The organism is Aquirufa sp. TARAVU-A1A, assembly GCF_054558675.1.
The window spans coordinates 131,017-153,503 of record NZ_JBPXKP010000003.1 but is presented as its reverse complement, the minus strand read 5'-3'; the positions used below and the strand labels follow the sequence as shown (position 1 = coordinate 153,503).

General features: G+C 40.9%; 22 protein-coding genes. 16 read left to right on the top strand and 6 right to left on the bottom strand.

The genetic code is table 11. From position 1 onward, the window contains the following. The first annotated feature begins 58 nt into the window (after window positions 1–58). The 6 genes from ilvA (at window position 59) to V7S75_RS05120 (ending at window position 6,043) form a co-directional block, all read left to right on the top strand. Window positions 59–1,057 (top strand): threonine ammonia-lyase IlvA, encoded by a 999-nt coding sequence (gene ilvA, locus V7S75_RS05145; RefSeq protein ID WP_459511944.1) that lies wholly within the window; start codon window positions 59–61, stop codon window positions 1,055–1,057. Between the two features lie 60 nt (window positions 1,058–1,117). Beyond that, a complete protein-coding gene (locus tag V7S75_RS05140; protein ID WP_459511943.1) occupies window positions 1,118–2,224 on the top strand; it encodes an SGNH/GDSL hydrolase family protein in 1,107 nt (368 codons plus the stop codon). Window positions 2,225–2,283: 59 nt separating this feature from the next. After that, a complete protein-coding gene (locus V7S75_RS05135; RefSeq protein ID WP_459511942.1) occupies window positions 2,284–4,149 on the top strand; it encodes a carbamoyltransferase family protein in 1,866 nt (621 codons plus the stop codon). Window positions 4,150–4,163: 14 nt separating this feature from the next. Next, a complete protein-coding gene (locus V7S75_RS05130) occupies window positions 4,164–4,313 on the top strand; it encodes a DUF5989 family protein (RefSeq protein WP_459511940.1) in 150 nt (49 codons plus the stop codon). Window positions 4,314–4,316: 3 nt separating this feature from the next. Further along, window positions 4,317–4,682 (top strand): SxtJ family membrane protein, encoded by a 366-nt coding sequence (locus V7S75_RS05125; RefSeq protein ID WP_459511938.1) that lies wholly within the window; start codon window positions 4,317–4,319, stop codon window positions 4,680–4,682. A gap of 221 nt (window positions 4,683–4,903) precedes the next feature. After that, entirely contained in the window at window positions 4,904–6,043 is a 1,140-nt protein-coding gene (locus tag V7S75_RS05120) for a 2-isopropylmalate synthase (protein ID WP_459511937.1), read from the top strand. Here the strand turns inward: V7S75_RS05120 and V7S75_RS05115 are convergent, their stop codons facing one another. Then, window positions 6,044–7,522 (bottom strand): hypothetical protein, encoded by a 1,479-nt coding sequence (locus V7S75_RS05115; RefSeq protein ID WP_459511935.1) that lies wholly within the window; start codon window positions 7,520–7,522, stop codon window positions 6,044–6,046. It lies immediately after the preceding gene. After that, window positions 7,519–8,592: a mechanosensitive ion channel family protein gene (locus V7S75_RS05110; protein WP_459511933.1), complete on the bottom strand. Its 1,074-nt coding sequence runs from the start codon at window positions 8,590–8,592 to the stop codon at window positions 7,519–7,521. Before V7S75_RS05110 ends, V7S75_RS05115 begins: the two co-directional genes overlap by 4 nt. 50 nt (window positions 8,593–8,642) lie before the next feature. Between V7S75_RS05110 and V7S75_RS05105 the strand changes: the two genes are divergently transcribed. Both V7S75_RS05105 and lptC read left to right on the top strand, forming a co-directional pair. Continuing rightward, the gene (locus V7S75_RS05105) at window positions 8,643–10,016 is read left to right on the top strand and encodes a hypothetical protein (RefSeq protein WP_459511931.1); all 1,374 of its coding nucleotides are present in this window, start codon (window positions 8,643–8,645) and stop codon (window positions 10,014–10,016) included. Window positions 10,017–10,020: 4 nt separating this feature from the next. Next, window positions 10,021–10,566, top strand: coding sequence for an LPS export ABC transporter periplasmic protein LptC (gene lptC, locus V7S75_RS05100; protein WP_459511929.1), 546 nt, complete (start codon window positions 10,021–10,023; stop codon window positions 10,564–10,566). Here lptC and V7S75_RS05095 read toward each other — a convergent pair. The 4 genes from V7S75_RS05095 to recN are packed head-to-tail and all read right to left on the bottom strand — an operon-like array spanning window position 10,563 to window position 13,620. Beyond that, window positions 10,563–10,970, bottom strand: coding sequence for a c-type cytochrome (locus tag V7S75_RS05095; protein WP_459511928.1), 408 nt, complete (start codon window positions 10,968–10,970; stop codon window positions 10,563–10,565). The two genes, lptC and V7S75_RS05095, sit on opposite strands and share 4 nt — an antisense overlap. Next, complete coding sequence (locus tag V7S75_RS05090) at window positions 10,970–11,599, bottom strand: SCO family protein (protein WP_459511926.1); 630 nt, start codon at window positions 11,597–11,599, stop codon at window positions 10,970–10,972. The genes V7S75_RS05095 and V7S75_RS05090 overlap by 1 nt, the downstream gene beginning before the upstream one ends. Beyond that, the gene (locus tag V7S75_RS05085; protein ID WP_459511925.1) at window positions 11,574–11,963 is read right to left on the bottom strand and encodes a hypothetical protein; all 390 of its coding nucleotides are present in this window, start codon (window positions 11,961–11,963) and stop codon (window positions 11,574–11,576) included. The genes V7S75_RS05090 and V7S75_RS05085 overlap by 26 nt, the downstream gene beginning before the upstream one ends. Next, the gene (gene recN, locus V7S75_RS05080) at window positions 11,953–13,620 is read right to left on the bottom strand and encodes a DNA repair protein RecN (RefSeq protein ID WP_459511923.1); all 1,668 of its coding nucleotides are present in this window, start codon (window positions 13,618–13,620) and stop codon (window positions 11,953–11,955) included. Before recN ends, V7S75_RS05085 begins: the two co-directional genes overlap by 11 nt. A gap of 141 nt (window positions 13,621–13,761) precedes the next feature. Between recN and sucD the strand changes: the two genes are divergently transcribed. The 8 genes from sucD (at window position 13,762) to porN (ending at window position 22,395) form a co-directional block, all read left to right on the top strand. Beyond that, a complete protein-coding gene (gene sucD, locus V7S75_RS05075) occupies window positions 13,762–14,640 on the top strand; it encodes a succinate--CoA ligase subunit alpha (protein WP_377975330.1) in 879 nt (292 codons plus the stop codon). Between the two features lie 10 nt (window positions 14,641–14,650). Next, window positions 14,651–15,841, top strand: a complete 1,191-nt coding sequence (locus tag V7S75_RS05070) for a hypothetical protein (RefSeq protein ID WP_459511921.1) — start codon at window positions 14,651–14,653, stop codon at window positions 15,839–15,841. Window positions 15,842–15,932: 91 nt separating this feature from the next. Further along, window positions 15,933–16,724 carry a uroporphyrinogen-III synthase gene (locus V7S75_RS05065; protein ID WP_459511919.1) on the top strand — a complete coding sequence of 264 codons (792 nt, stop codon included), beginning with the start codon at window positions 15,933–15,935 and terminating at the stop codon, window positions 16,722–16,724. A 96-nt stretch (window positions 16,725–16,820) separates the two neighbouring features. Then, window positions 16,821–17,789 (top strand): PorP/SprF family type IX secretion system membrane protein, encoded by a 969-nt coding sequence (locus tag V7S75_RS05060; RefSeq protein ID WP_459511917.1) that lies wholly within the window; start codon window positions 16,821–16,823, stop codon window positions 17,787–17,789. Between the two features lie 161 nt (window positions 17,790–17,950). Then, a complete protein-coding gene (porK, locus tag V7S75_RS05055) occupies window positions 17,951–19,078 on the top strand; it encodes a T9SS ring complex lipoprotein PorK/GldK (protein ID WP_459511915.1) in 1,128 nt (375 codons plus the stop codon). Between the two features lie 27 nt (window positions 19,079–19,105). After that, the gene (porL, locus tag V7S75_RS05050; protein WP_459511914.1) at window positions 19,106–19,864 is read left to right on the top strand and encodes a type IX secretion system motor protein PorL/GldL; all 759 of its coding nucleotides are present in this window, start codon (window positions 19,106–19,108) and stop codon (window positions 19,862–19,864) included. A 28-nt stretch (window positions 19,865–19,892) separates the two neighbouring features. Then, on the top strand, window positions 19,893–21,482 hold the full coding sequence (gene porM, locus V7S75_RS05045; protein ID WP_459511912.1) for a type IX secretion system motor protein PorM/GldM: 1,590 nt from the start codon (window positions 19,893–19,895) through the stop codon (window positions 21,480–21,482). A gap of 10 nt (window positions 21,483–21,492) precedes the next feature. Continuing rightward, window positions 21,493–22,395, top strand: a complete 903-nt coding sequence (gene porN / locus V7S75_RS05040) for a type IX secretion system ring subunit PorN/GldN (RefSeq protein ID WP_459511910.1) — start codon at window positions 21,493–21,495, stop codon at window positions 22,393–22,395. The last annotated feature ends 92 nt before the right edge of the window (window positions 22,396–22,487 follow it).

Sequence of the window (22,487 nt, the reverse complement as noted above, 5' to 3'; positions counted from 1 at the left end):
TCTAACCTGGGCGACTTTTTTATTGCTCGCATAGCAGTTTTTTGTACATTTGTAGGGCATGGAATTCAACAAATTAACAGACGTTCCAAGCCTTCATCAAATCAAACAAGTAGCACAACAAATTCAGGACGTCGTTCTGAAAACGCCTTTGTTGTATGCTCCCAGATTGTCCGAAAGCTTTGGTGCCAATATATTTCTAAAACGGGAAGACCTTCAAGGGGTTCGCTCGTATAAGATACGTGGTGCCTTTCACAAAATCGCAAACATTCCTGCTGATCTTCGTACCCATGGAGTTGTAGCCGCATCTGCGGGAAATCATGCGCAAGGTGTTGCCCTTTCTTGTGCCCTGCTTGGTATTCAAGCTTATATTTTTATGCCGAAAACAACTCCCTTACAAAAGGTCGAAGCGGTTCGTTTTCATGGCAAAGAAAAGGTTCGAATCAAATTGGTAGGCAATACCTATGACGAGGCATTTGCAGCGGCACAAACATTTTGCCAACAAAATCAGTCCATTTTTATTCCGCCTTTTGATGATTATGATATCATAGCGGGTCAAGCAACGGTTGCATTGGAAATCGTAGATCAATTACCCAGCCCTGCTGATTTTATGCTGGTGGCGATTGGTGGAGGCGGGCTTGCTGCAGGTTCAGGTTTGGTATTAAAAGCCCTTTCACCGGGAACTAAATTAATCGGTGTGGAACCTGCTTTGGCGCCTTCCATGTCGGAAAGTCTCGCCGCTCACCAGGTGGTCACGTTAGATTCCATCGATTCCTTTGTAGATGGAGCCTCCGTTAAGCGGGTAGGAGCAAAGACCTTTGGTATATGTGAAAAAGTACTGGATCGTATGTTGGTCGTAGAAAAGCAAGTGCTCTGTCAAACCATGTTGGATTTGTATCAATACTACGGCATGATCGTGGAACCTGCTGGTGCATTATCTGTGGCTGCACTAGAGCAAATGCGTTCAGAAATTCAAGGCAAAACGGTTGTTTGTGTCATTTCAGGAGGCAATTTTGATACCAAACGTTTTCCGGAAATTAAGGCCATAGCTCATAATTAAACCTATACGTTTTGATTTTCGTGCTTGACAGGCTAGCTTTGTTGTTTAATCTCAAAATCAATGCGTAAAATCTGGAAATCAACGCTCTACGTAGGCTATTTGCTCGTATTCATTGCGTTCGCACTTGAAGTTTTGTTGCGCATTTACAATCCCATTCCGTTCCGAATCAAGGGGGACAAAATCGTTTTGCCCATCAATCAATCGTATCAGTTTACGAACACCTATCCTTGTTTTGATTCGGTCATCGTGCATAAAAAAAATTCGATGGGATTTCGTGGGGAAGAGATGCCTCGAGATAGGTCATTTCTTAAAATTATTACAGTAGGTGGAAGTACAACTGAATGCTTCTTCATTTCTGAAGATAAGGCCTGGCCTCAGGTGATGCAGTCTGAATTAAGAAAGAAGCAAGCCAAAATTTGGGTAAATAATGCAGGCCTTAATGGCCATTCCAGTTTTGGCCATTTGTTGTTATTGAAGGATGTTGTGTTAAAATATAAGCCGGATTACATTTACTTTTTGGTGGGGGTGAATGACATGGACCGACAAGATTTGAACCAATTTGATAATCGGATGGTGCTGGGGAAATCGGTTCAAATGGAACAAAATGGTTGGTTTAAAAATGCGTTTTTGACTTTGTCGAATCATTCAGAGGTTGCCAATTTAATTTATAACCTATCAAAGGCGCTCAAGGCTCGAAATCAAAAGATTTTTGTTGATAAGATTGAAAAACTTAATCCGCGAAACACGTTGTTGCTGGCTGATACCCTGCGAAATACAGTCGTAATGAAGCAAAAGCAGCTCATTCCTGCCTATCGCAAACGGATTGAACAATTGGTTAACTTATGTAAATCTAACGGCGTAAAGCCCGTTTTGATTACGCAGCCCTTATTGTTAGGAGAAGGCATTGATCCTGTCACGGGTACAAATTTGGCAACCTATAAGGTTTCCAATGAGATGAATGGTGCTTTGTATTGGGAAAAGCTTGAGCTTTATAATGAGGAGCTTCGTCATATTGCACTGGAACAAGGGATTGCATGCATTGATTTGGCTCATTTGTTGCCTAAAGATTCGCGATATTTTTACGATCCGATGCATTTTACGAATGCGGGGTCGATTCGAGTAGGTCAGATCATCGCGGAATCTAGTACCCGCTTCCTAAATAGATAAGACGAAAGCCATATTTTTGATTATTTTTGTCTTTTCGTTGACATTAAAAGCTTTTTGATTTGAAGATTTTAGGTATTTCAGCTTTCTATCACGATTCGGCTGCGGCTTACATTGAAAATGGTGTGATTGTTGCTGCGGCACAGGAAGAGCGTTTTACTCGGATCAAGCATGATCCAGCTTTCCCTACGCATGCCGTTCGTTACTGTTTGTCGGAGGCAGGTATCCAATTGAGTGATTTGGATGCGATTGTCTTTTACGACAAACCATTATTGAAAATGGAGCGGCTGCTTGAGACCTATTATGCATTCTCACCCAAAGGCCTTTATTCTTTTTTGACAGCCATTCCTGTATGGTTAAAGGAAAAAATGTTTTTAAAGCGGATGCTTTATGATGAGCTTTTTGCCATTCAAAAGTTTGATAAAAAGCAGGTCAAATTATTGTTTCCTGAGCATCACCTGTCACACGCGGCAAGTGCATTTTATCCTTCTCCTTTTGAGGATGCAGCCATTTTAACACTGGATGGTGTAGGTGAGTGGGCCACAGCTTCCATCGGTCACGGAAAAGGGAAACAATTGTCGATTCTAAAAGAGTTGAAGTTCCCCCATTCTTTGGGATTATTGTATTCTGCATTTACTTATTTCTTGGGTTTCAAAGTAAACTCTGGTGAATATAAATTGATGGGGTTGGCGCCATATGGTCGCCATGGTTCTCCGGAGGTTGAAAAGTATAAAACGCTCATTCGAGAAGTATTGGTTAAAATTAAGCCGGATGGTTCTATCTGGCTAAACCAAGATTATTTCAACTACGCAACGGGTTTACGCATGATTCATGATGCAAAATGGGAGGTCTTATTCGGATTTCCGACGCGTGAATCAGAGTCTAATTTAGAGCAAAAGCATTGTGATTTAGGATTGGCCATTCAGGAAATCACGGAAGAAATTGTCATCTTAATGGCACAAGAAGCGAAGCGCTTGACAGGTTCCAAAGCTTGTGTGTTAGCCGGAGGAGTAGCCCTTAATTGCGTGGCGAATGGCAAGCTGAAGGACGCTGGGATTTTTGATGAGGTATTTATTCAGCCAGCCGCAGGTGATGCAGGTGGAGCTTTAGGTGCGGCTTTGGCTGCCCATTATATTTATTTTGGTCAGGAAAGAATCATTGATTCCTCGAAGATGGATGCGATGGCCGGTTCCTATTTGGGACCCTCGTACTCCGACAAAGAAATTGAGCAGATGGCTAAGCAACATCAAGCTGTTTTTACCTATCATGCGGATTTCGCAAATGTATCTGCCCAAACCGCGGAGCTGATTGCACAAGGAAATGTCATTGGTTGGTTTCAGGGGCGTATGGAGTTTGGTCCGCGCGCATTAGGTGGCAGAAGTATTTTGGGAGATCCTAGAAACCCTGAGATGCAAAAGAAATTGAATCTAAAGATTAAGTACCGCGAAGGCTTCAGACCTTTTGCGCCTTCCGTATTGGCTGAAGACGTGTCCGAATATTTTGAATGCGATACAATTTCGCCATATATGTTGTTGGTTCATGGGGTATTACCAAGCCGTCGGAATACCATGCCCGATAATTATGAGCAATTGGATATGATGGATAAGTTATATTTCCTGCGTTCAGATTTGCCTTCGATCACGCATATTGATTACTCTGCGCGTATTCAAACCGTTCATGAAGAAACGAATCCCCGCTATCATCAGTTGATTTCGGACTTTAAGGCGAAAACGGGTGTTGGGGTTGTTGTGAATACGAGTTTCAATGTACGTGGTGAGCCGATCGTTTGTACGCCTGCAGATGCTTATCGCTGTTTAATGCGAACAGAGATGGATTATTTAGTTGTGGGAAATTACATTTTTGACAAAAAAATGCAGCCGCTTTGGAAAGAAACGGACGATTGGAAAACAGAATTTGTGTTAGATTAATAAATTGGAAACATATGGATTTTTTAAGTGATTTGTGGAATTTCATGAAAGAGCGCAAAAAATGGTGGTTAACTCCTGTTATCATCGTGCTCTTGCTGATAGGTCTTTTGATTGTTGTAGGTGGTGGCTCCGCGCTAGCGCCATTTATTTACACATTGTTTTAACCAATGAAAAAACAAAATCCTGCTCAAACCATCCTGTCGATCGTGGTAGGCCTTGTGGCATTTAGCCTACTTTTTCATGTGAATTTGTTGGCCCAAATCGCATTTGGAATTGGTTTGCTCGCTTTATTGTCAGATGCCTTTGCTGAATTGCTTGCGCGGTTCTGGTTGAAATTTGCTCAAATTTTGGGACGTGTCAACGGTTATGTATTATTGACAATCATCTTCTTTGTCTTTTTGACTCCCATTGCTTTGTTAATGCGCTTTCTTCAAAAGGCTGACAACTTGAAATTGAAGCCTCAGGCTGGGGATTCCATTTATGAGACAAGGAATCATACCTATGAAGCGAAGGATTTGAAGGATATTTGGTAAAAAATTAGATTTATTTAATAAAATTGTTTTCTCTCTATTTTGGATTGAATAGATTATTTTTCTTAAATAAGCTTAATATTTAGACTCATATTCTTTGTGAGTCTATTTTTTTATGTTTTAGTGGATTATTAGTCTAAAACTCACATTTCTGTAAGCCTGAAATTGTTGTTTGCTATATGTATTTAATTTAGTTTTGTGTTCGATTTAGCAAACAAAACAATATGAGCAACCGCATTCAAATCTTTGATACTACGTTACGTGATGGGGAACAGGTTCCCGGCTGTCAATTAAACCGAGAGGAAAAAGTTGAAGTTGCCTTGGAACTTGAGAAGTTGGGCGTTGATATTATTGAAGCGGGTTTTCCTATTTCATCTCCAGGTGATTTTGCCTCAGTAAAAGCGATTGCTGAAGCGGTAAAAGAACCTACCGTTTGCGCTTTGACCCGTGCTAAAAAAGAAGATATTGATGCGGCCGTTGAAGCGTTGAAACCTGCGCGTCACCCGCGTATTCATACGGGAATCGGAGCATCCGATGTACATATTAAGCATAAGTTCAACTCGACACGCGAAGAAATTATTGAGCGTGGTGTTTGGGCTGTCAAGTATGCGAAATCTTTCGTAGAGGATGTGGAGTTTTTTGCTGAAGATGCCGGTCGGGCAGATTTACCTTTCCTAGCTAAATTGACATCTGAAGTAATCAAAGCGGGTGCAACGGTTGTGAACTTGCCAGATACGACAGGTTATTTATTGCCTAATCAAATGTATGATCGTATTTCTTATTTGTACGAGCATGTTGATAATATTCACCAGGCGACGATTTCGATGCATAACCACAACGATTTAGGTTTGGCTACGGCAAATACGATTGCAGGGATTCAGGCAGGAGCTCGCCAGGTAGAGGTGACCATTAATGGAATCGGAGAACGTGCTGGTAATACTTCTTTGGAAGAAGTTGCCATGATTTTAAATGTACATAAGGATTTGGGTTATTCGACAGGTATTAATCCCAAGTATCTATATCCTACAAGTTGTTTAGTTTCCAATTTAATGGGAATGCCTGTGCAGGCTAATAAGGCTGTTGTAGGTGCGAATGCATTTGCTCACTCGTCTGGAATTCACCAAGATGGTTTCTTGAAGCACGCGCAAAATTATGAAATTATGAATCCAGAGGATGTAGGAGTTCCTTCTTCTGCGATTGTTTTAACATCGCGTTCAGGTCGTGCGGCTTTACGTCACCGTTTAAGCTTACTAGGTTTTGATTTTGAAAAACCCGAATTAGACAAGATTTATACGCGTTTCCTCTTAATGGCGGATGCACGTAAAATGATTCACGACGAAGATTTGAAAGAGTTGATTGGATAATTAATTCGCTGGAATCAATACATAGCGAGACATCTTCTGATCAAAGGGGATGTCTTTTTTTATTTTAATGCTGTGGCTCAGGGAATTGATAGGTAAAAATAAAATAGGTTTGTTTGCTCGCTCGACCAAAACTATACCTGTTGCAGCTATTCCATATTCTTGAATGCCCACTTCATAAGCCGGCAAAGGCTTTAATTGCATGGCTTGCGGATTCCTTTGAACTGATGCCAACCTAATAACTTCAGTAGGGAAGGTGTAGTGTCCTGATTTTTTCAGTAAGTTGATTTCTTTTTCCTCTAGGCGATAAAGCGTATTGGTATTGAAATAATACGCATTACTTGCATCTGCGACTAGTCGAGTATGTAGATTATGTAATTTGGGTTCAGCCACCAGCATAGAAACTCCCGCCCAACTCAATGCGGGAATTAGCAGCCATAATCTTGTTGATGAAAAGTTGAACAAGGCTGGTTGAATGGCTGCGAAATAGCTAATGAGGATAAACACGATTCCATAACTAGAAAAGCGTTCAGAAAATAAAGCTCCTAAATCTCCTGCTTGTGCGTTCCCGCGGCCTAAGGTAATCATAGCCCCCACGGCCATGATTTGGATGAGGATTAAGCCTGAAAAAAGCAGGGCACTGTTCTTTGTTTGATGATATTTCCAGATAATGTATGCACTATAGCCCGCAAATAAACTCCCAAAGATCAGACTTAAGGTCATGTCTTTCTTGATTGCCCCACCCACAAAGACGATTGTACCTTTGATGGTAAAGAGTAGTTTTTCGACGAGTGATCCCGAAGATGGAATAGTTTCTGGAGATGCATATCCCAGGAAGTAGCAATAAAAAACAATCGCCCCACCTACACCGTATAGCCAAACGCGGGAGTCCCGTAAATAAATCAATAATAAAATCGTGCAAGGGATAAAGGCCAAGCCTTCTGTGCTGAACATCGGATACAATAAGGAAAGCCAAATTCCCCATGATCGCTGCTTCTCATCGATGAGCCCGTAGGAAATCCAAATGAGAAAAACGAGCGAGCTCATGTGTTGCAAAACACCTATTAGTGCAAAGTTGTCCAAGTTTCCATTGGGCGCATATAGCAAGGCTACAAGTGCAACTAGATGCCAAAGGTTGATATGATAACGGATTAATAGCTTGGTTAAGGGATATAAAATGGTCAGGGTGAGCAGATTTGCCCCGATTGTTAATTCTTTAAAATCAAATACCGGTTGAAAAGTGGCATAGACTGCCGTAATTAATCTTGCCATCGGAATGCGATGGATGTAACTATGAAATTCAAATGTTCTCTTCCAAAACTCCTGGAATGTGAAACTAGGCAAGTCGTTATAATAGGATAGAAAGATAAAGTCATCTCCCCAATTAGGGAAGTTGATTAGATAGGCCGATAAGTGGTAAAAATGTAGCAATACGATGCAGCAACAAATGGCCACTATAAAGCTCAATTGGATTTTATTCATGCGCTCACGCTACTCGCTAAATTGATTTTTTCTTGTTGGAGTATCTCCAAAATTTGAATATTGATTCGTTGCTTGGTTTGTTGGTACACGGATAAATCCTTTGTCTCAACATAAAACATGACCGAGATATCCAGCGAATAAGGACCAAAGCCTTCAAAGACAACCTTAGGTTCTTTTTTCTTGCATAAATTTTCTTGCATAATGCCCGCGGTGATGGATTGAATAGCGGCATTGATTTGTGCTGGACTCGTTTTCAAGTCGCAAGTCAGGTTAAATTTCGCACGGCGATAATCTCGTTCGCTTAAATTTTCGAGGGACTGCGATGTTAAAAGCCGATTAGGTATAACAATCAAGTTGCCATCATTGCCCCGTAATCGAGTGCTGCGGAAACCAATTTTTTCAATATCGCCTGTGATGGCTCCAACCTGAATACTGTCGCCTACCACAAATGGAAGGTCTAGGAATATCGTAAATGAGGCAAATAAATTTTCAAGTGTTTCCCGGGCAGCTAATGCCAATGCCAATCCTCCAAGTCCCAATCCCGTAATCAACGCCACCACATCCACCTCAAAAACACGACCCAATAAAACAAAGCCCGCACCGGCAATAATAAAGACGAGCGATAAGTCGTTTAAAAAGGGAATGAATTGCTGTTTGGATTTTTGCTCCACGCCTTGCCATTTGACTTGGGCAACGAGTATCCCAACTTTCATCAAGCGGATGATAATCCAAGTGATCGTTAAGATTAATGCGGTTTCAAAAGCTTTGGAAATCAAGAATCGAATCCCAAAATTTTCAATGGATACCCAATGCCAAGATTCCGGGATATGTAGGTTTTGAGCGGCTAGGTAAAGGAATATCCAAAAAACTAATAATTCAAAAGGCTTTCTCAGTAACTGAATGCAATCTTGAATTGTAATAGATGAATCGGGGAAAAATCGCAATACGATTTTTGAGAATGAATTGGAAATAACACGTTTGAATGCTAAACCAATTAACAGAATGGAAGCGAATAAAAGTAAATCAATCGCTGAGTTTTCTAAAAAATACCAATTGCTTAAGCGCTCCATGCGGGATTCTTAAATTATGATTTCAAATATAGCTAATATCTTACTCGATTATGAAAAAAATTACGACCTTTGCAGACTTGAAAGATATAAAAGGGAGGAATTTTAACCGCATGATTTACAATCAATTGACTCATTTGAATAAAAAGGTTTTGGCATCGTTCGGGCTTATGCTCGCATTTATTGTGACTTGTTTGTCAAGCACAAGCGCTCAAACGATTGTTAATTCTCCACTTTCTTACATCGGAATGGGGGAATTGTACACGCCTGAAACTCCTTCAAATTCGATGATGGGTGGCATAGGTGTTTCCAATACAAATGGTATTTACTCAAATCAAATAAATCCTGCTTTATTAGTTCGTAATCATTACACCATGTTCGAAGCGGGTGTGAATGTTGAGCTAAAAGACATGCAAGATTACCGTCAGCGCCAACAAGTTTTGGGGGGTAATTACCAGTCGGTGAACCTAACAGTACCCGTTATTCCAAGCCGTTGGACGATGTCGTTTGGCGTTCGTCCCTATTCATCAGTGAATTACGAAACACGATCATACCGCCGACTAAATGTATTAGGCGTTGACAGCCTTTTGTACACCTACAAAGGTGATGGGGGTGTTAGTAAACTTAGCATTTCCAATGGTGTTCGTATCGGAAAAGAACTTTATGTAGGCCTAGAAATGGGTTTTTTGTTTGGGGCTGTAAATCGCAATGTGGGTACTCAAAACCTATCTGATGGCCAGTATTATAAAATTCAACTGGAGAATCAAGCGCACTATAGTGATATAACCTTTAAGGCGGGAGCAGCTTGGAGAAAAGTGTTGAAGGATGATATTGTGCTTAATTTAGGTGCCACGATGGATCTAAGTCCTTCGCTGAATTCGAAAGTATTAAAACGATTTGTGACCTATGATTTAGGGGGCTTGAATGTAATCAACTCGGATACACTGGCGAAAGCACAATCTTTTACGCAGCAATTACCTGTTTCGTCTCGCGTTGGTTTCAGCGTCGAAAGACTTGCGCACTGGATGGTTGGTGTCGATTATGTTCGGACGGATTGGACGAAAGTTGACAATAATTTAGGTCGCAGTGCCGTGTTGCCTGTAAGCCAACAAGTTTCGATTGGTGCTGAGTATACACCTGACTTTGAATCGATTTCGAATTTCTTTAAGCGTGTTACCTATCGGGTCGGGGTGTCTCAAACCACAACGCCTTATGATTTTGTAGGGAACGGTAAATATGCGAAAGACCAAAGTGTTTCCTTTGGCGTAGCGTTACCTTTGCGTAATTTTTTGAATTACATCAACGTATCCTATCAAATCGGGAAACGAGGAACACTTGCGGATAATATGTTGGAGGAGCAATACCAGCGTTTAGTTATTGGCTTAACCTTAGGTGATATCTGGTTCCGTAAAGTTAAAATTGATTAATCCCATGCTTAGTCGTTTGAGATTCCTGCTATTGGTAGTGATTTCTCTATTGATTTGGTCTTGTCAAAAAGAACAAGCTGAGGATAAACGCGTCTATCGCGGCCCGAAATCGGAACTTTTGGGCATTGATATGGTCTATTCAGATTCCGGTCGGACAGTAGTGCATATGATTACGGACCAGCAAATAACATCCCCCACTGAAGATCGAATTTATCCCAAAGAAATGAAACTCTGGTTTTATGATAAATTGGGAAATGTAAGCTCGCAAATTCGTGGAGATTCTGCACACTTCTTTCGTACCGACAATTCCTATAAATTAATGGGCCACGTGGTCATTAACAATGTGCTGAAAGGGGAGGTCATGAAAACGGATGAGTTTACTTGGTTGCCCGATGAAAAACGGATCTTTACGACAAAACCCGTGTCGATTAAAACCCGCACTGATATCGTCCATGGAGTGGGTTTTGATGCCGCACAGGATTTTTCCACGTACTCTTTACGCCGAGTTAGTAATTCGGTCTTAACGGTGGATGAGTTGCCTACAAACTAAGGGCAATTTTTTAAGGCAGCTCTTGCCTCATCAAACGTATAGATTTTTTTATCTCCCCAGCTGTCTTTCATAAACGTAACAAGTTCGGCCATATCGATCGCTTCTAGTTTCGTGTTTGCTGGCATATATCCCGAATAGGCTTTCCCATTTACTTTGATTTCGCCTTTTTGTCCTTGCTTGATGATGCAAACGAGTTGTTGTGCATTTACTCTTTTCCAAAGATCCGTTTTGGCTAATGCCGGATATAAATCGCGTAATCCGCTTCCATCGCTTTGATGACAATTCGCGCAGTTTTTTTCATAGATAGACCTTCCTTCCACGACGTATTGTTGGTACATGATTTCCTCTTTGCTTTGGCAAGATGCGAACAATACAACCAGGCTGATAAATAGAATCGACTTCATTATTTTTCTTGTAAAAGGATTTCAATGTCTTCAATTAAATGATTGACTTCTGTTTCTTGTGTGCCGTCATAGATACCGCGAACATGTCGGTTTTTATCAACCAAAATAAAGGCTCCACTATGCACAAAACCACCGGCTTCGTTTTTGTCTTCTTGGGCAGTTACCATGTACGATTTTTCTCCCAGTTTGTAAATGGCAGCTTTGTCACCGGTCAACATATTCCAACGGGGTGCTTTCACCTGTAATCGTTCAGCGTATTGTCTCAAGACGCTCGGTGTATCAAAAGTTGGGTCAATGCTGTGTGATAGTATACGAATTTGGTCATTTGCCGAGTACCGTTCATAAATACGCAACAACTGCGTTTTCATTTTGGGGCAAATGGTTGGGCAGGACGTAAAAAAGAAATCGGCTATGTAAATTTTACCTGCCATATCCTTTTCGCTAACCCAAGTTGAATCTTGATTCAAAAACCGGAACGGTGGAATTTGATGATAGATTGTATCCACTTTTCCATCAACAAGATGTGTATCCTTGGGTCCTAAAAAAGGCAAGGTTTTCTTTTCTTGGCAACTTGCTATGAATAAGCTTAAAACCAATAAAACATTAAGGGCGATAGGCTTTAGCTGCATGTAAGGTAGAATCAGTGAGTTTTTGTAAATCCTTTAATTGTGTGTATTGCTTGCCTAAGTATTCGACTTTAGATTTAACATCCATCTTACTCAAGCTATCTATTGAAAATTGATGCATCCAATCCATCATGGCTTGATCTGATTTGGCTAATGCCTTTTTCAGTTTGTTGACATGAACAGAATCCTTGCCTGTGGACAGACTATCCAGTTGTGCTTGTAACGAAACAATTTCCTCTGTCTTGGGCATCAACTCATCATGTAAGCCCAATACTTTTTCCTGTAATTCCTCGCTTAATTTTTCTTCAGCCTGAGAACAAGAAACAAGGCACAATATGACTCCAAATATGAATAGCTTATTCAACATGATTTGCTTGAATTAATTTTCTGACATTATCTTTTAGTTCGACATAGCCATGTTGGCCTCCGATCATCTTGGCGATTTCATCCACGCGCTCTTCCCCTTTCAATTCTCTCAGACTTGAAACCGTTTTTTCCCCCGCGTGATCTTTGTAAACATACCAATGTGTCGTACCGGCTGCGGCAATTTGGGGTAAATGGGTGATTGCAATGAGCTGGTGCCCTTGACTCATTTGGGTCAACATCTGCCCAATTTTAATCGCAATTTCCCCTGAAACACCCGTGTCAATCTCATCTAAAATTAAGGTAGGTAGTGCGCGTTTCTGTGCTAATAAATGTTTGATCGAAAGCATCAAACGACTTAATTCTCCACCAGATGCAACTTGTTTAAATGGTTTTGGACTTAGGCCTTTATTTGCGGAAAATAGCAATTGGATTTTATCAATTCCGTTTGAACGCATTTCGCGTTGCGTATTTTCCCAGGCCAATGTTGCATTGGGAATGCCCAAAGCAGCCAGCGAATTTGTTAGCTGCAAGACAATCGAATCTAAAACCTGATTCCTGCTTTTGCTAAGTTGAGCTGCGGCTTTTTCTGCCTGATCTTGTGCTTTTACTAAATGATCTTTTGCCTTGGCAATCGATTCATCCATGTTAGCGAAGCTCGCAATTTGATCATCCAATTGGTTGCGCAATTCAATGAGTGATGCAATATCAGCAACTTGATATTTTTGTAAAAGTCGATTAAGTAAATCCAAACGCTGCTGTTGACGTTGTAAGCTCGCTGGATCAGATTGAAAATCCTCCGCTTCACGCTCTACCTCATTGCTGAGATCTTTGAGTTCGATCCAGATACTATCCAAACGTGCCTTCCAAGCCTCATAGGTGGGATCCCATTTGCTCAATGCCTGCATATGCTGTAGTGCCATGCGCATTTGTTGGCCAATCGATATCTCATCTAAACTCAATAGATTAGCTAATCCTGCTAATTTTTCGTGGATTTGCTCCGCATTTTCACCTTTTTCTACCGCAATTTCTAAGCCTTCATATTCATCGCTTTGTAATTGGGCCGTTTCTAGTTCTTGAAATTGGAATTGCATAAAATCAAGCCCTTGCATCCCAGATGCGGCTTGTTTGACTAAGTCCTCAACGCGTTCTTGTGCTTGTGAGAATGCTTGAAAGGCTTGGGAATATTCGTTTTTGAGGGCTTGGTTTTGGGCAAAACTGTCCACGAATTCCAGACTAAAGTCTGCATGTGACATCCACCATGTATCTTGCTGTGAATGTACATCGATTAATTCTTGGCCGATTTTCCGCAAGGAGTCCAAGGTCACTGGACTGTCATTTACGAAGGTGCGTGATTTTCCTTGGGGGTTAATTTCCCGACGAATAATGCAAGGATCTTCGAAATCCAAGCCTTCTTCTTCAAAGAGTTCTCGAATATGTGGATAGTTTGCTAAAGAAAAACTGCCTTCGATGATGCATTTTTTTTCAGGATCGTACAGCGATTTCCCGTCGGCACGAGCACCCATCAACAAAGCAATTGCACCTAGTAATATCGATTTTCCGGCACCTGTTTCGCCGGTAATGACGCTCAAGCCATCAGAAAGGCTCAAATTGACGGAGTCAATGAGGGCATAGTTCTGTATGTGTAATTGTTTGAGCATGCGAATATTTTGGAATTCGAATTTACATAAAAAAATCTGTTCGAATTTTTATTTCATCCGATTAAAGGATTTCGATGAATATTATCAATAATTTGTACCTTTGGAAAAATTTTACGCCTACGTTTATTTAACCCCTACGAAATGAGTGTTTTAGTTAACAAGAATTCGAAAATTATAGTACAAGGTTTTACAGGAACTGAAGGTACCTTTCATGCAGAGCAAATGATTGCATATGGTACGCAAGTGGTAGGAGGGGTGACCCCAGGAAAAGGAGGAGGATCTCACTTAGAACGCCCTATTTTTAATACAGTTGCTGAGGCTGTCGCAAAAACAGGTGCTGATACATCGATTATTTTTGTTCCGCCTGCATTTGCTGCGGATGCGATCATGGAAGCTGCGGACGCAGGTATCAAAGTGATTATTTGTATTACAGAAGGTATCCCTACGAAGGACATGATTGTTGCGAAGGAATATATTGCAAATCATGACTGTCGTTTAATCGGGCCAAACTGCCCAGGTGTTATGACGGCTGACGAATGTAAAGTGGGTATCATGCCAGGCTTTATCTTCCAAAAAGGTCGCGTGGGTATTGTTTCGAAGTCGGGAACTTTGACTTACGAAGCAGTAGATCAATTAACAAAAGCAGGTTTAGGTCAAACAACGGCAATCGGTATTGGTGGTGATCCAATCATTGGAACAACAACAAAAGAAGCGGTTGAATTGTTGATGAATGACCCAGAAACAGAAGGTATCGTGATGATTGGTGAGATTGGTGGAGGCATGGAAGCTGAAGCAGCTCGTTGGATCAAAGCAGACGGAAATCGTAAACCTGTTGTAGGTTTCATCGCAGGCCAAACAGCACCGAAAGGTCGTCGTATGGGTCATGCTGGTGCCATCATTGGTGGTGCAGATGATACAGCAGAAGCGAAAATGAAGATCATGCAAGAGTGTGGTATTCACGTAGTTTACTCTCCAGCGGATATCGGCGAAACAATGATCAAAGCATTAGCTGGAAAATAATTAGATAAGGATGATTCCTTTTAGTTCAAAATCTGCTAGTCATCTCCCATTGTGGAAGATTAGCAGATTTTTTTTGTTGTTTATCTTATTGCTTTCGCCAAAATTGAAAGCTGACAAATGGCAGCATGTTCAACCTTTGGATAAGGCATGGCTTGTCTATCAGCCTAACTTGAAATCTTTCCTTCCGTACATTCCAGGAAAGCATTATAATTTTAAGTCTAAATCGCTTGCGTTCCCATTAAGTGAATTTCCACATACTTTTCTTCGCTTAGAATTGGATGGCGATTATGTGTTGTTTGTCCAAGGAAGCTTCCATAGCCACCTGGAAAAGGGTAAACTTTATCGTTGGTCTGTCGATAGTCTGCAAAAAATATATTCGCAATCGACTCCGCTTTATCTTAGTTTTTATCAAGCTAATATGGCAGGGCTTCCCAAAACGGTCTTGGTGGAACGTAAAGTGGAGGAAGATAATGCAGCATTCTCTGACATGATGAATCTACGGCAGCGTAATGCATATTTGTTTAATCAATTTTTTGGGTCTGCCTTTTTGATAATCTTATTTTTCTTAGGTGTATTATATGCAGCATTCCCACGTTACTTTGCCGCCTATTTCCGATTTTCCGATTGGATTCATTGGGAGATTAAAGAAGAGGTATTGTTAAAGAATGCGTTTGCATTTCCCAATTTGTTGGTCATCTGCTTGTTGAGTTTAATAACGGCCTGTTTCTCCTTTTTTAATGGACTTTTGAATCAATCAAATGATGCTTTTTTTGAGTCTCAAGAAAATTTGCAACGCTTTTTGCCGGCCATGGGATTTATTCTTTCGCGTAGCTTATTGGGGTTCATATTGTTTGTAAGTCGGTACTTTGTTTACCATTTATTTACGAACTTGTTTCGCTTGCCCCACATCGCGGAGGCGCATTATTTTAAATCGATTCAAGCGAATCTGCAATTCTTTATTGTTTTGTTTAGCTTGTTGAGTTTGTTTTCGGTATACATGGGGCCTATGTATCCAGTGAATTTAACTTACATATCTTACGTAATTACGGCTTATTTTGTGATTCGTGCCATTTACTTTTTTCAGGTATTCAGGCGGACATACCAAGTGAATCAATTGTCCTTACTTGCCTATTTGATTTTGATGGAAGGCCAGGTTATGGTATTTGGTCTTAGGGAGTTGATTTTTCCCGAATACATGTAAAGGCAGATAATTATTTGATTAAATTTGTCGTATATTTGCAGGCATTTTCAGTTTGAGTCCAATCGGAAGTGCTTAATTAGAATATTTTATTATGAGTGAAGTTGCAAATGTTGCTCAGCCTGATGTGAATCGGTTGAAAAAAGTAAAAAGTATCCTTGTTACCCAAGCTGCGCCAGCAGATGCGGCAAAATCTCCTTATTCAGAGATTGAGCGTAAATATAATGTTAAGGTAGATTTTCGTTCGTTTATTGACGTGAAAGGGATTTCTTTCAAGGATTTCAGAAAGCAAAAAATTGATATTTTATCGCATACTGCGATCATATTTACGAGTCGTAATGCGATTGACCATTTTTTCCGCATTTGCAAAGAGGCGAAGATTGAGGTTCCGGCTGATATGAAGTATTTCTGTATTACGGAGCAAACGGCTAATTATCTACATAAATACATTGTTATTCGTAAGCGTAAGATTTTTACAGGTACGAAAACGGCACTTGATTTATTGGAGGTGATTAAAAAGCACAAGACAGAGAAATTTATGTTTCCTTGCTCAAATAAGCGCCAAAAAGATTTGCCTGATTACATGGGAACGAATGATTTTCAATTAACGGAGGCTGTGATGTACGAAACGGTTTCTGCGGATCTTTCGGATCTGGAGAATGTGTTCTACGATGTAATTGCGTTTTTTAGCCCGTCGGGAATTACTTCTTTGTTCGAAAATTTCCCTGATTTCAAGCAGAATAACACGAGATTGGCAGCTTTTGGTCCCACGACAGCACAGGCAGTACATGATGCGGGACTTATTTTAGACATTCAGGCGCCGATGCCCAATGCTCCTTCGATGACCGGAGCCTTGGAACATTATATCAAGCAGGCCAACAAATAATAGAAAAGCTCCAGCGATGGAGCTTTTTTTTGTTAGATGCTATCCCGCTTAGCTTATTTTGTTTATTTTTAGCTCAGCTTTTGCTAATTCATCACAATGCAGGGATTTAAATACGTTTTGGGCTTACTTCTACTTAGCTGCATCAGCTCAGGAGTCATTGCACAACAAAGCCCAGGTTTGAGTTTATATCACCTCAATTCCCTTTATTTTAATCCTTCCGCCGCGGGTGCTGGTCGGGATGCTTATGTGCAAGCCCAATACCGAAATCAATGGACCTCGTATGAAACCACACAAGATGGAGGTGGCAATTTGGGTACGAGTATTGTAGGCTTATCGTTGCCGCTGAATTTTCAACATTTGGGTATGGGAATGATTGTGATGAATGATAAAACACCCTCCGGAGTAGGTCAGCAAATTATTCGCTTACAAGTAGCTTATCATCATCCGTTGACTAATGGAGCACAGTTATCAATGGGATTGGGATTTGGAATGCAGAGTAAATCTTTCGACGGTCGAGTTTTTCGTGTTCGAGACATCAATGACCCATTAGCAGTTGAATTTTCTGGAAAGCAAGTATCACAAGCCGTTCCTGATTTTAGTGCAGGACTTATGTATGCGAGTGATGTATTCGAAATAGGAATGGGTGTATCACATATTAATCAAGCTTCATATGATTTTGGTAGCACCAATTTAATGTTGAAGAATGAGTTGACTGCGAATGCGCATGTCAAAGCAACGCTTCCAATTACTGATCGATTTGAGTGGAGCCCCTTTGCGCAAGTAAATTATTATAATGGTGTTTTATTGCCTCAAGGTGGGGTGAAGGTTGCATTCCAACAACAGCTATGGGTAGGAGGAGGGTATCGTTGGGACGATGCGGCAACGTTCATGGCAGGAGTGTCGATTTTGAATAATCGATTAGATCTTGCCTACGCGCTTGATTTGTCGGTCATCAACTCCGCAACGAAGTCGAATCTTTCTCATGAACTTATGTTGCGATTTGTATTGCCTAGTTTTCAGACCTCATCTCGTTTTGTTCCCATCAAGACACCAAGATTTAATTAAGGAATCTTGAAAATGTCACAAAAAAATGGGGATATAGTACATGTATTATTAGAAATTCCCTTAATTTTGAGGAATTTGATTTAATTGTGTATGCTGTATAAGTTGAACACAATTTTTTGAGATTGATCTCGTTTAAAAAAAAGATATAATAATTCGTCTTTATGAATTTTAAATTTGTTGGAAAGCCTTTGACACTCATGTTGTCAGCCCTTGCCTTAACTGCAGTCCTTGCGGGTTGTGGAGGTTCTAAAGGAGGCTCAAGTAGTTCTAAAACCCTGAGTAGCGCGAAAGGTTCATCATCCTCGAAAAAGGGAGGCTTGAAGCTAGGTAAGTCTGCTAAAGATGCTCCAGGCATTGAAAATGGGGAAATCGTTGCAAGTTCTCGTAAGGGCTGGAGCCAACCTACACCGTATGGTATGGTTCTCGTACCCTCTGGAAGTTACATGATGGGTCAGGCTGATGAAGATGTGTCTCGTTCTGGGATCAGCTTTAATAAGCGTGTGACGGTGGCGGCATTTTATATGGATGATACGGAAATCACGAATCACGAGTATCGTCAATTCACCAATTCATTATTGAAAGACTCAGTCTCTGTTTTAGGAGAGGATAAAATCATGGCAGAATTCTACCCGGATACTACGGTATGGAAGAGCGATTTTACGTACCACAACGGCGATCCGATGTTGGAGTATTATTTCTCAAGTCCAGCTTTTGATCAATATCCTGTGGTAGGGGTTAGTTGGGAAGCAGCTAAATATTTCTGTTTGTGGCGTTCAAAAATGATGAACGAATATCGCAAGAAACAAGGAATGTACATTTTGCCTCGTTTTGAGTTGCCATCTGAATCAGAATGGGAATGGGCAGCACGTGGTGGTCGTGCATCTGCTAAATACCCATGGGGAAATCCTTATGTGGCGAATGCGAAAGGATGTTTGATGGCCAACTTCAAGCCTCATCGTGGTAATTATGATGCGGATGGTTATGCGTATACAGCACCAGCAAATGCTTATGACCCCAATGATTTTGGTTTATATAATATGTCAGGAAACGTAGCCGAATGGTGTGAAGATGCTTATTCGGATAATGCATCTGCAGTAACTTGGGATTTAAACACAGTGAATAAAGATGCAGATGAGCCGCGTAAAGTGGTTCGTGGAGGATCTTGGAAAGATATTGCTTACTACTTGGAAACAGGTACTCGTGCATATGAATTGCAAAACAAGAAGCGTTCATATATCGGATTTAGATCGATGATGCGTTACCTAGGACGTCCAGCTTTAAAGAAATAATTCAAAAAGAAATAAAAGATTAAACAAATGAAAGGATTAGAAAAATCAATCAATGTGGTGGCGAGTTTTGGTGCTGCTGTGGTAATTATTGGCGCATTGTTTAAAATTGTTCACTGGGAAGGTGCTAATGAGATGTTGATGGTCGGTATGTTCACAGAAGCTGCCATTTTTATTTTGTTTGGTGTGTTATACATTCAAGCGAAACCGGAAAAAGAATATAACTGGGAAAATGTTTACCCAGAATTAGTAGGTGGCGAAGCTACTCCTCGTCCTGCTGGAAATGGTTTAGCGAATTTAGCTAACCAATCAGGTTTAGGAGCGGATGTGGTTGAGAACTTGACGAAGAGCTTGAAAGGCTTGACTGAGACGGCTAATAGCTTGCAAGAAATTACGAAGGCGACAGGTGCGGCGAACGATTTTGTGCAATCATTAAATGCATCGTCAGCTTCATTAGGTTCATTGAACAAAACAGTTTCTGATGCGAACGCTTCGTTGGGATCTATCTCGATTTCTTCGACGGAGGCTGCGAAATATGCGCAACAATATGCGAAGGCTGGTGATCAATTAGCTGCCTTGAATGCGATTTATGAGACTGAAATTCAAGAGTCAAGCAAGCATTTGAAAGCAATTAATGGATATTACGGAAACGTGAATACAACGGTTGAGCAGATTGCTTCGACTTCGAAAGATGCAGAGCAATTCAAAGCAGAATTAGCTAAGTTGAATGCCAACATACAGGCATTAAATCAAGTGTATGGCAGCATGTTGACTGCTATGAAAGGATAATTATTGATTTTATTACAGCTTAGATAATATGGCTAGTTTAAAAGAAACACCCCGGCAGAAAATGATCGGGATGATGTATTTAGTACTGACGGCATTACTTGCTTTACAGGTATCAGATGCATTATTACAAAAGTTTACGATTCTGAATTCGAGTTTGGAAATCGCCAATCAATCGGCGACATCCAAAAATAAAGGCATGGTTCAGGGAATTGAGGAGCGAATCAAAGATTTACCTAATCCAGGTGCTTATGCGGATGTGGTAAAACGCGCGAATGAGGTTCGTCGTTTGGCTGATGCTTTAGTGAATCACTTGGATGCGTTGAAGGGACAAATTCTCGAAGCCGGTGGCGGGATTGACCCTGAAACAGGTAATATCAAAAACCCAAAAGAAGAGGAAAAAGTATTTACCTTGATGGTAGGTGCAAATAAATCTGGGGAAGCTTATAAACTACAATCTATGTTCACAAAGTATGTGCAGGATTTGGAGAAATTAGCAGATCCAGGTACAAAATTCCCATCTTTAGCCAATGATGCAAAATCGGATCCGATTGCGAGCAAGGACGCGAACCAAGCGAATAAGGATTTTGCTGAATTGAATTTTGCTCAAACACCCGTGCCGGCTGCGATGGCGACGATTTCTCAAAAGCAAGCAGAAGTTCGCCGTTATGAAAGTGATGTATTAGCGCAATTAGCTGCGAAGGTAGGAGCCAAGGAGATTAAGTTTGATAAAGTATTTGCGCAAGTGTCTGCGAATGCCAATACCGTAGTAGCAGGGATGGAATACCAAGCTGAAGTGTTTATTGCGGCAACTTCGAGTGGTTTTACTCCTCGTATGAGTTTCAATGGATCATCCATTCCGGTCATTGATGGCCGTGGTCAAATCAAATTTAAGACTTCAGGTGGCGGATTCGATGCGAATGGCCTGTCGAAGAAGACTTACACCGCTTCAGTTTCTTATATGAGTCCATTAGGACCTAAGACAGAAACAATTCAGAAAGAATATTTCGTATTAAAGCCAACCTATAACATTGAAACGGCGACATTGCCAGCACTTTATTTAGGCTGTGCGAATCGTTTAAGTGTTGCAAGTCCAGGTTTGGGAGCTTTGTGGAATCCTTCTTTTTCTGCTGATGGTGGAGAAGCGATCGGAGGACAGAATCGGGGTAAAGTTACAATTGTTCCTTCTGCGGCAACTGTTACCTTGAACATTGCGAATGGCGGGACCTTGTTAGGAAAAGAAACTTTCCGTGTGCGACGTGTCCCAAGACCTGAAGTTCGTGTTTTTGGAAATGGGGGCGAATTGGATGAGAAGCGTGGAGCAAGTGCATCGGGATTACGTAGCATTGATGCGCGTGCAATAGCGGATGAATCATTTAAGTCGACGAATCCAGAAGATGCTAATTTCCGTGTTTCGGAATTGTATGTAGCTTTAGCACGTGGCCAACGGAAAATTGATGATATTACCTTGCAAGGTTCTGGCTCAATTGCCAAGTTAGCTGCACAGGCGCAAGCAGGTGACCGCTATTACATTGAAATTAAAGGAGTTCAACGGAAGAATTTTAAAGGAGCTGTTGAAACCATTCCATTTACCATGGCGAAAAACATTCCTTTGAATTAACATGAATCGTATGAAATTAGTAAATAAGTATTTGTTGTTATTGGTCTTGACTGTTTTGGGTTATGTTGCTCAAGCACAAGAAAAGCCATTGCCACCAAATCAAAATTCAGTTCGTCCTATCGATGAATCTAGCATTCATTACAAAGCACGTCTTTGGCGTCGGATGGATTTGAATGAGAAAATCAATCAACCTTTTTTCTCGGTGAATAATGAGATCTCAAAGTTCATTTTGGACTGGGTGAAAGCAGGTGTTTTAACTCCTTATGCAAACGATTCTTTGTTGACGAAATTGACGCCTGAGCAATTTCAAGATAACTTGAAAATGGAAGAGCAATCGGAGCAAGCTGCGCTATCTGATGCAGAAAAAGCGGCAGGTTTTGGTGCTGAGGGTGCTGCGCCAAAGACTGCAGGAACTGATGACGGTTGGGGTGGAGCTGCAAAACCTGCAGGGGCACCGGCAAAAGATGCATTCGAGCAAAAGCCAGCTGTTGCAGCGGTTTCATACTACTTTCCGAAGGAATTGTCGATTTTAGAAATTCGTGAAGATGCGATTATCGATCGTCGTCGTTCTCGTTTGTATTTTGATATTCAGTCAATTAGTTTGATTATCCCAGCTTCTAAAACAAAAGCTGGTTTTGATAAGCCTGTTGCTTCATTCCGTTACAAGGATTTATATAAATTGTTCCGTTCGAATCCAAATTGCATTTGGTATAACTCGGAAAATGAAATGCAACATAAGAACATGGCAGATGCGTTTGATTTACGCATGTTTCAAGCTCGTATCATCAAAAAAGGCAACGTAGAGAATAAATTCTTGACTGACCTATATGGGGGAGAAAAAGAAGGTTTGATGATGTCGCAATTGCTCGAGTATAAGTTACTTGAAATGGAGCATGATATGTGGGAAAACTAGTCCTACGAATTATAATTGAAAGGAGCTCAAACGAGCTCCTTTTTTTATGCCCATAATTGCATAGGATAAAACGGATAAAAAATTAGATACAA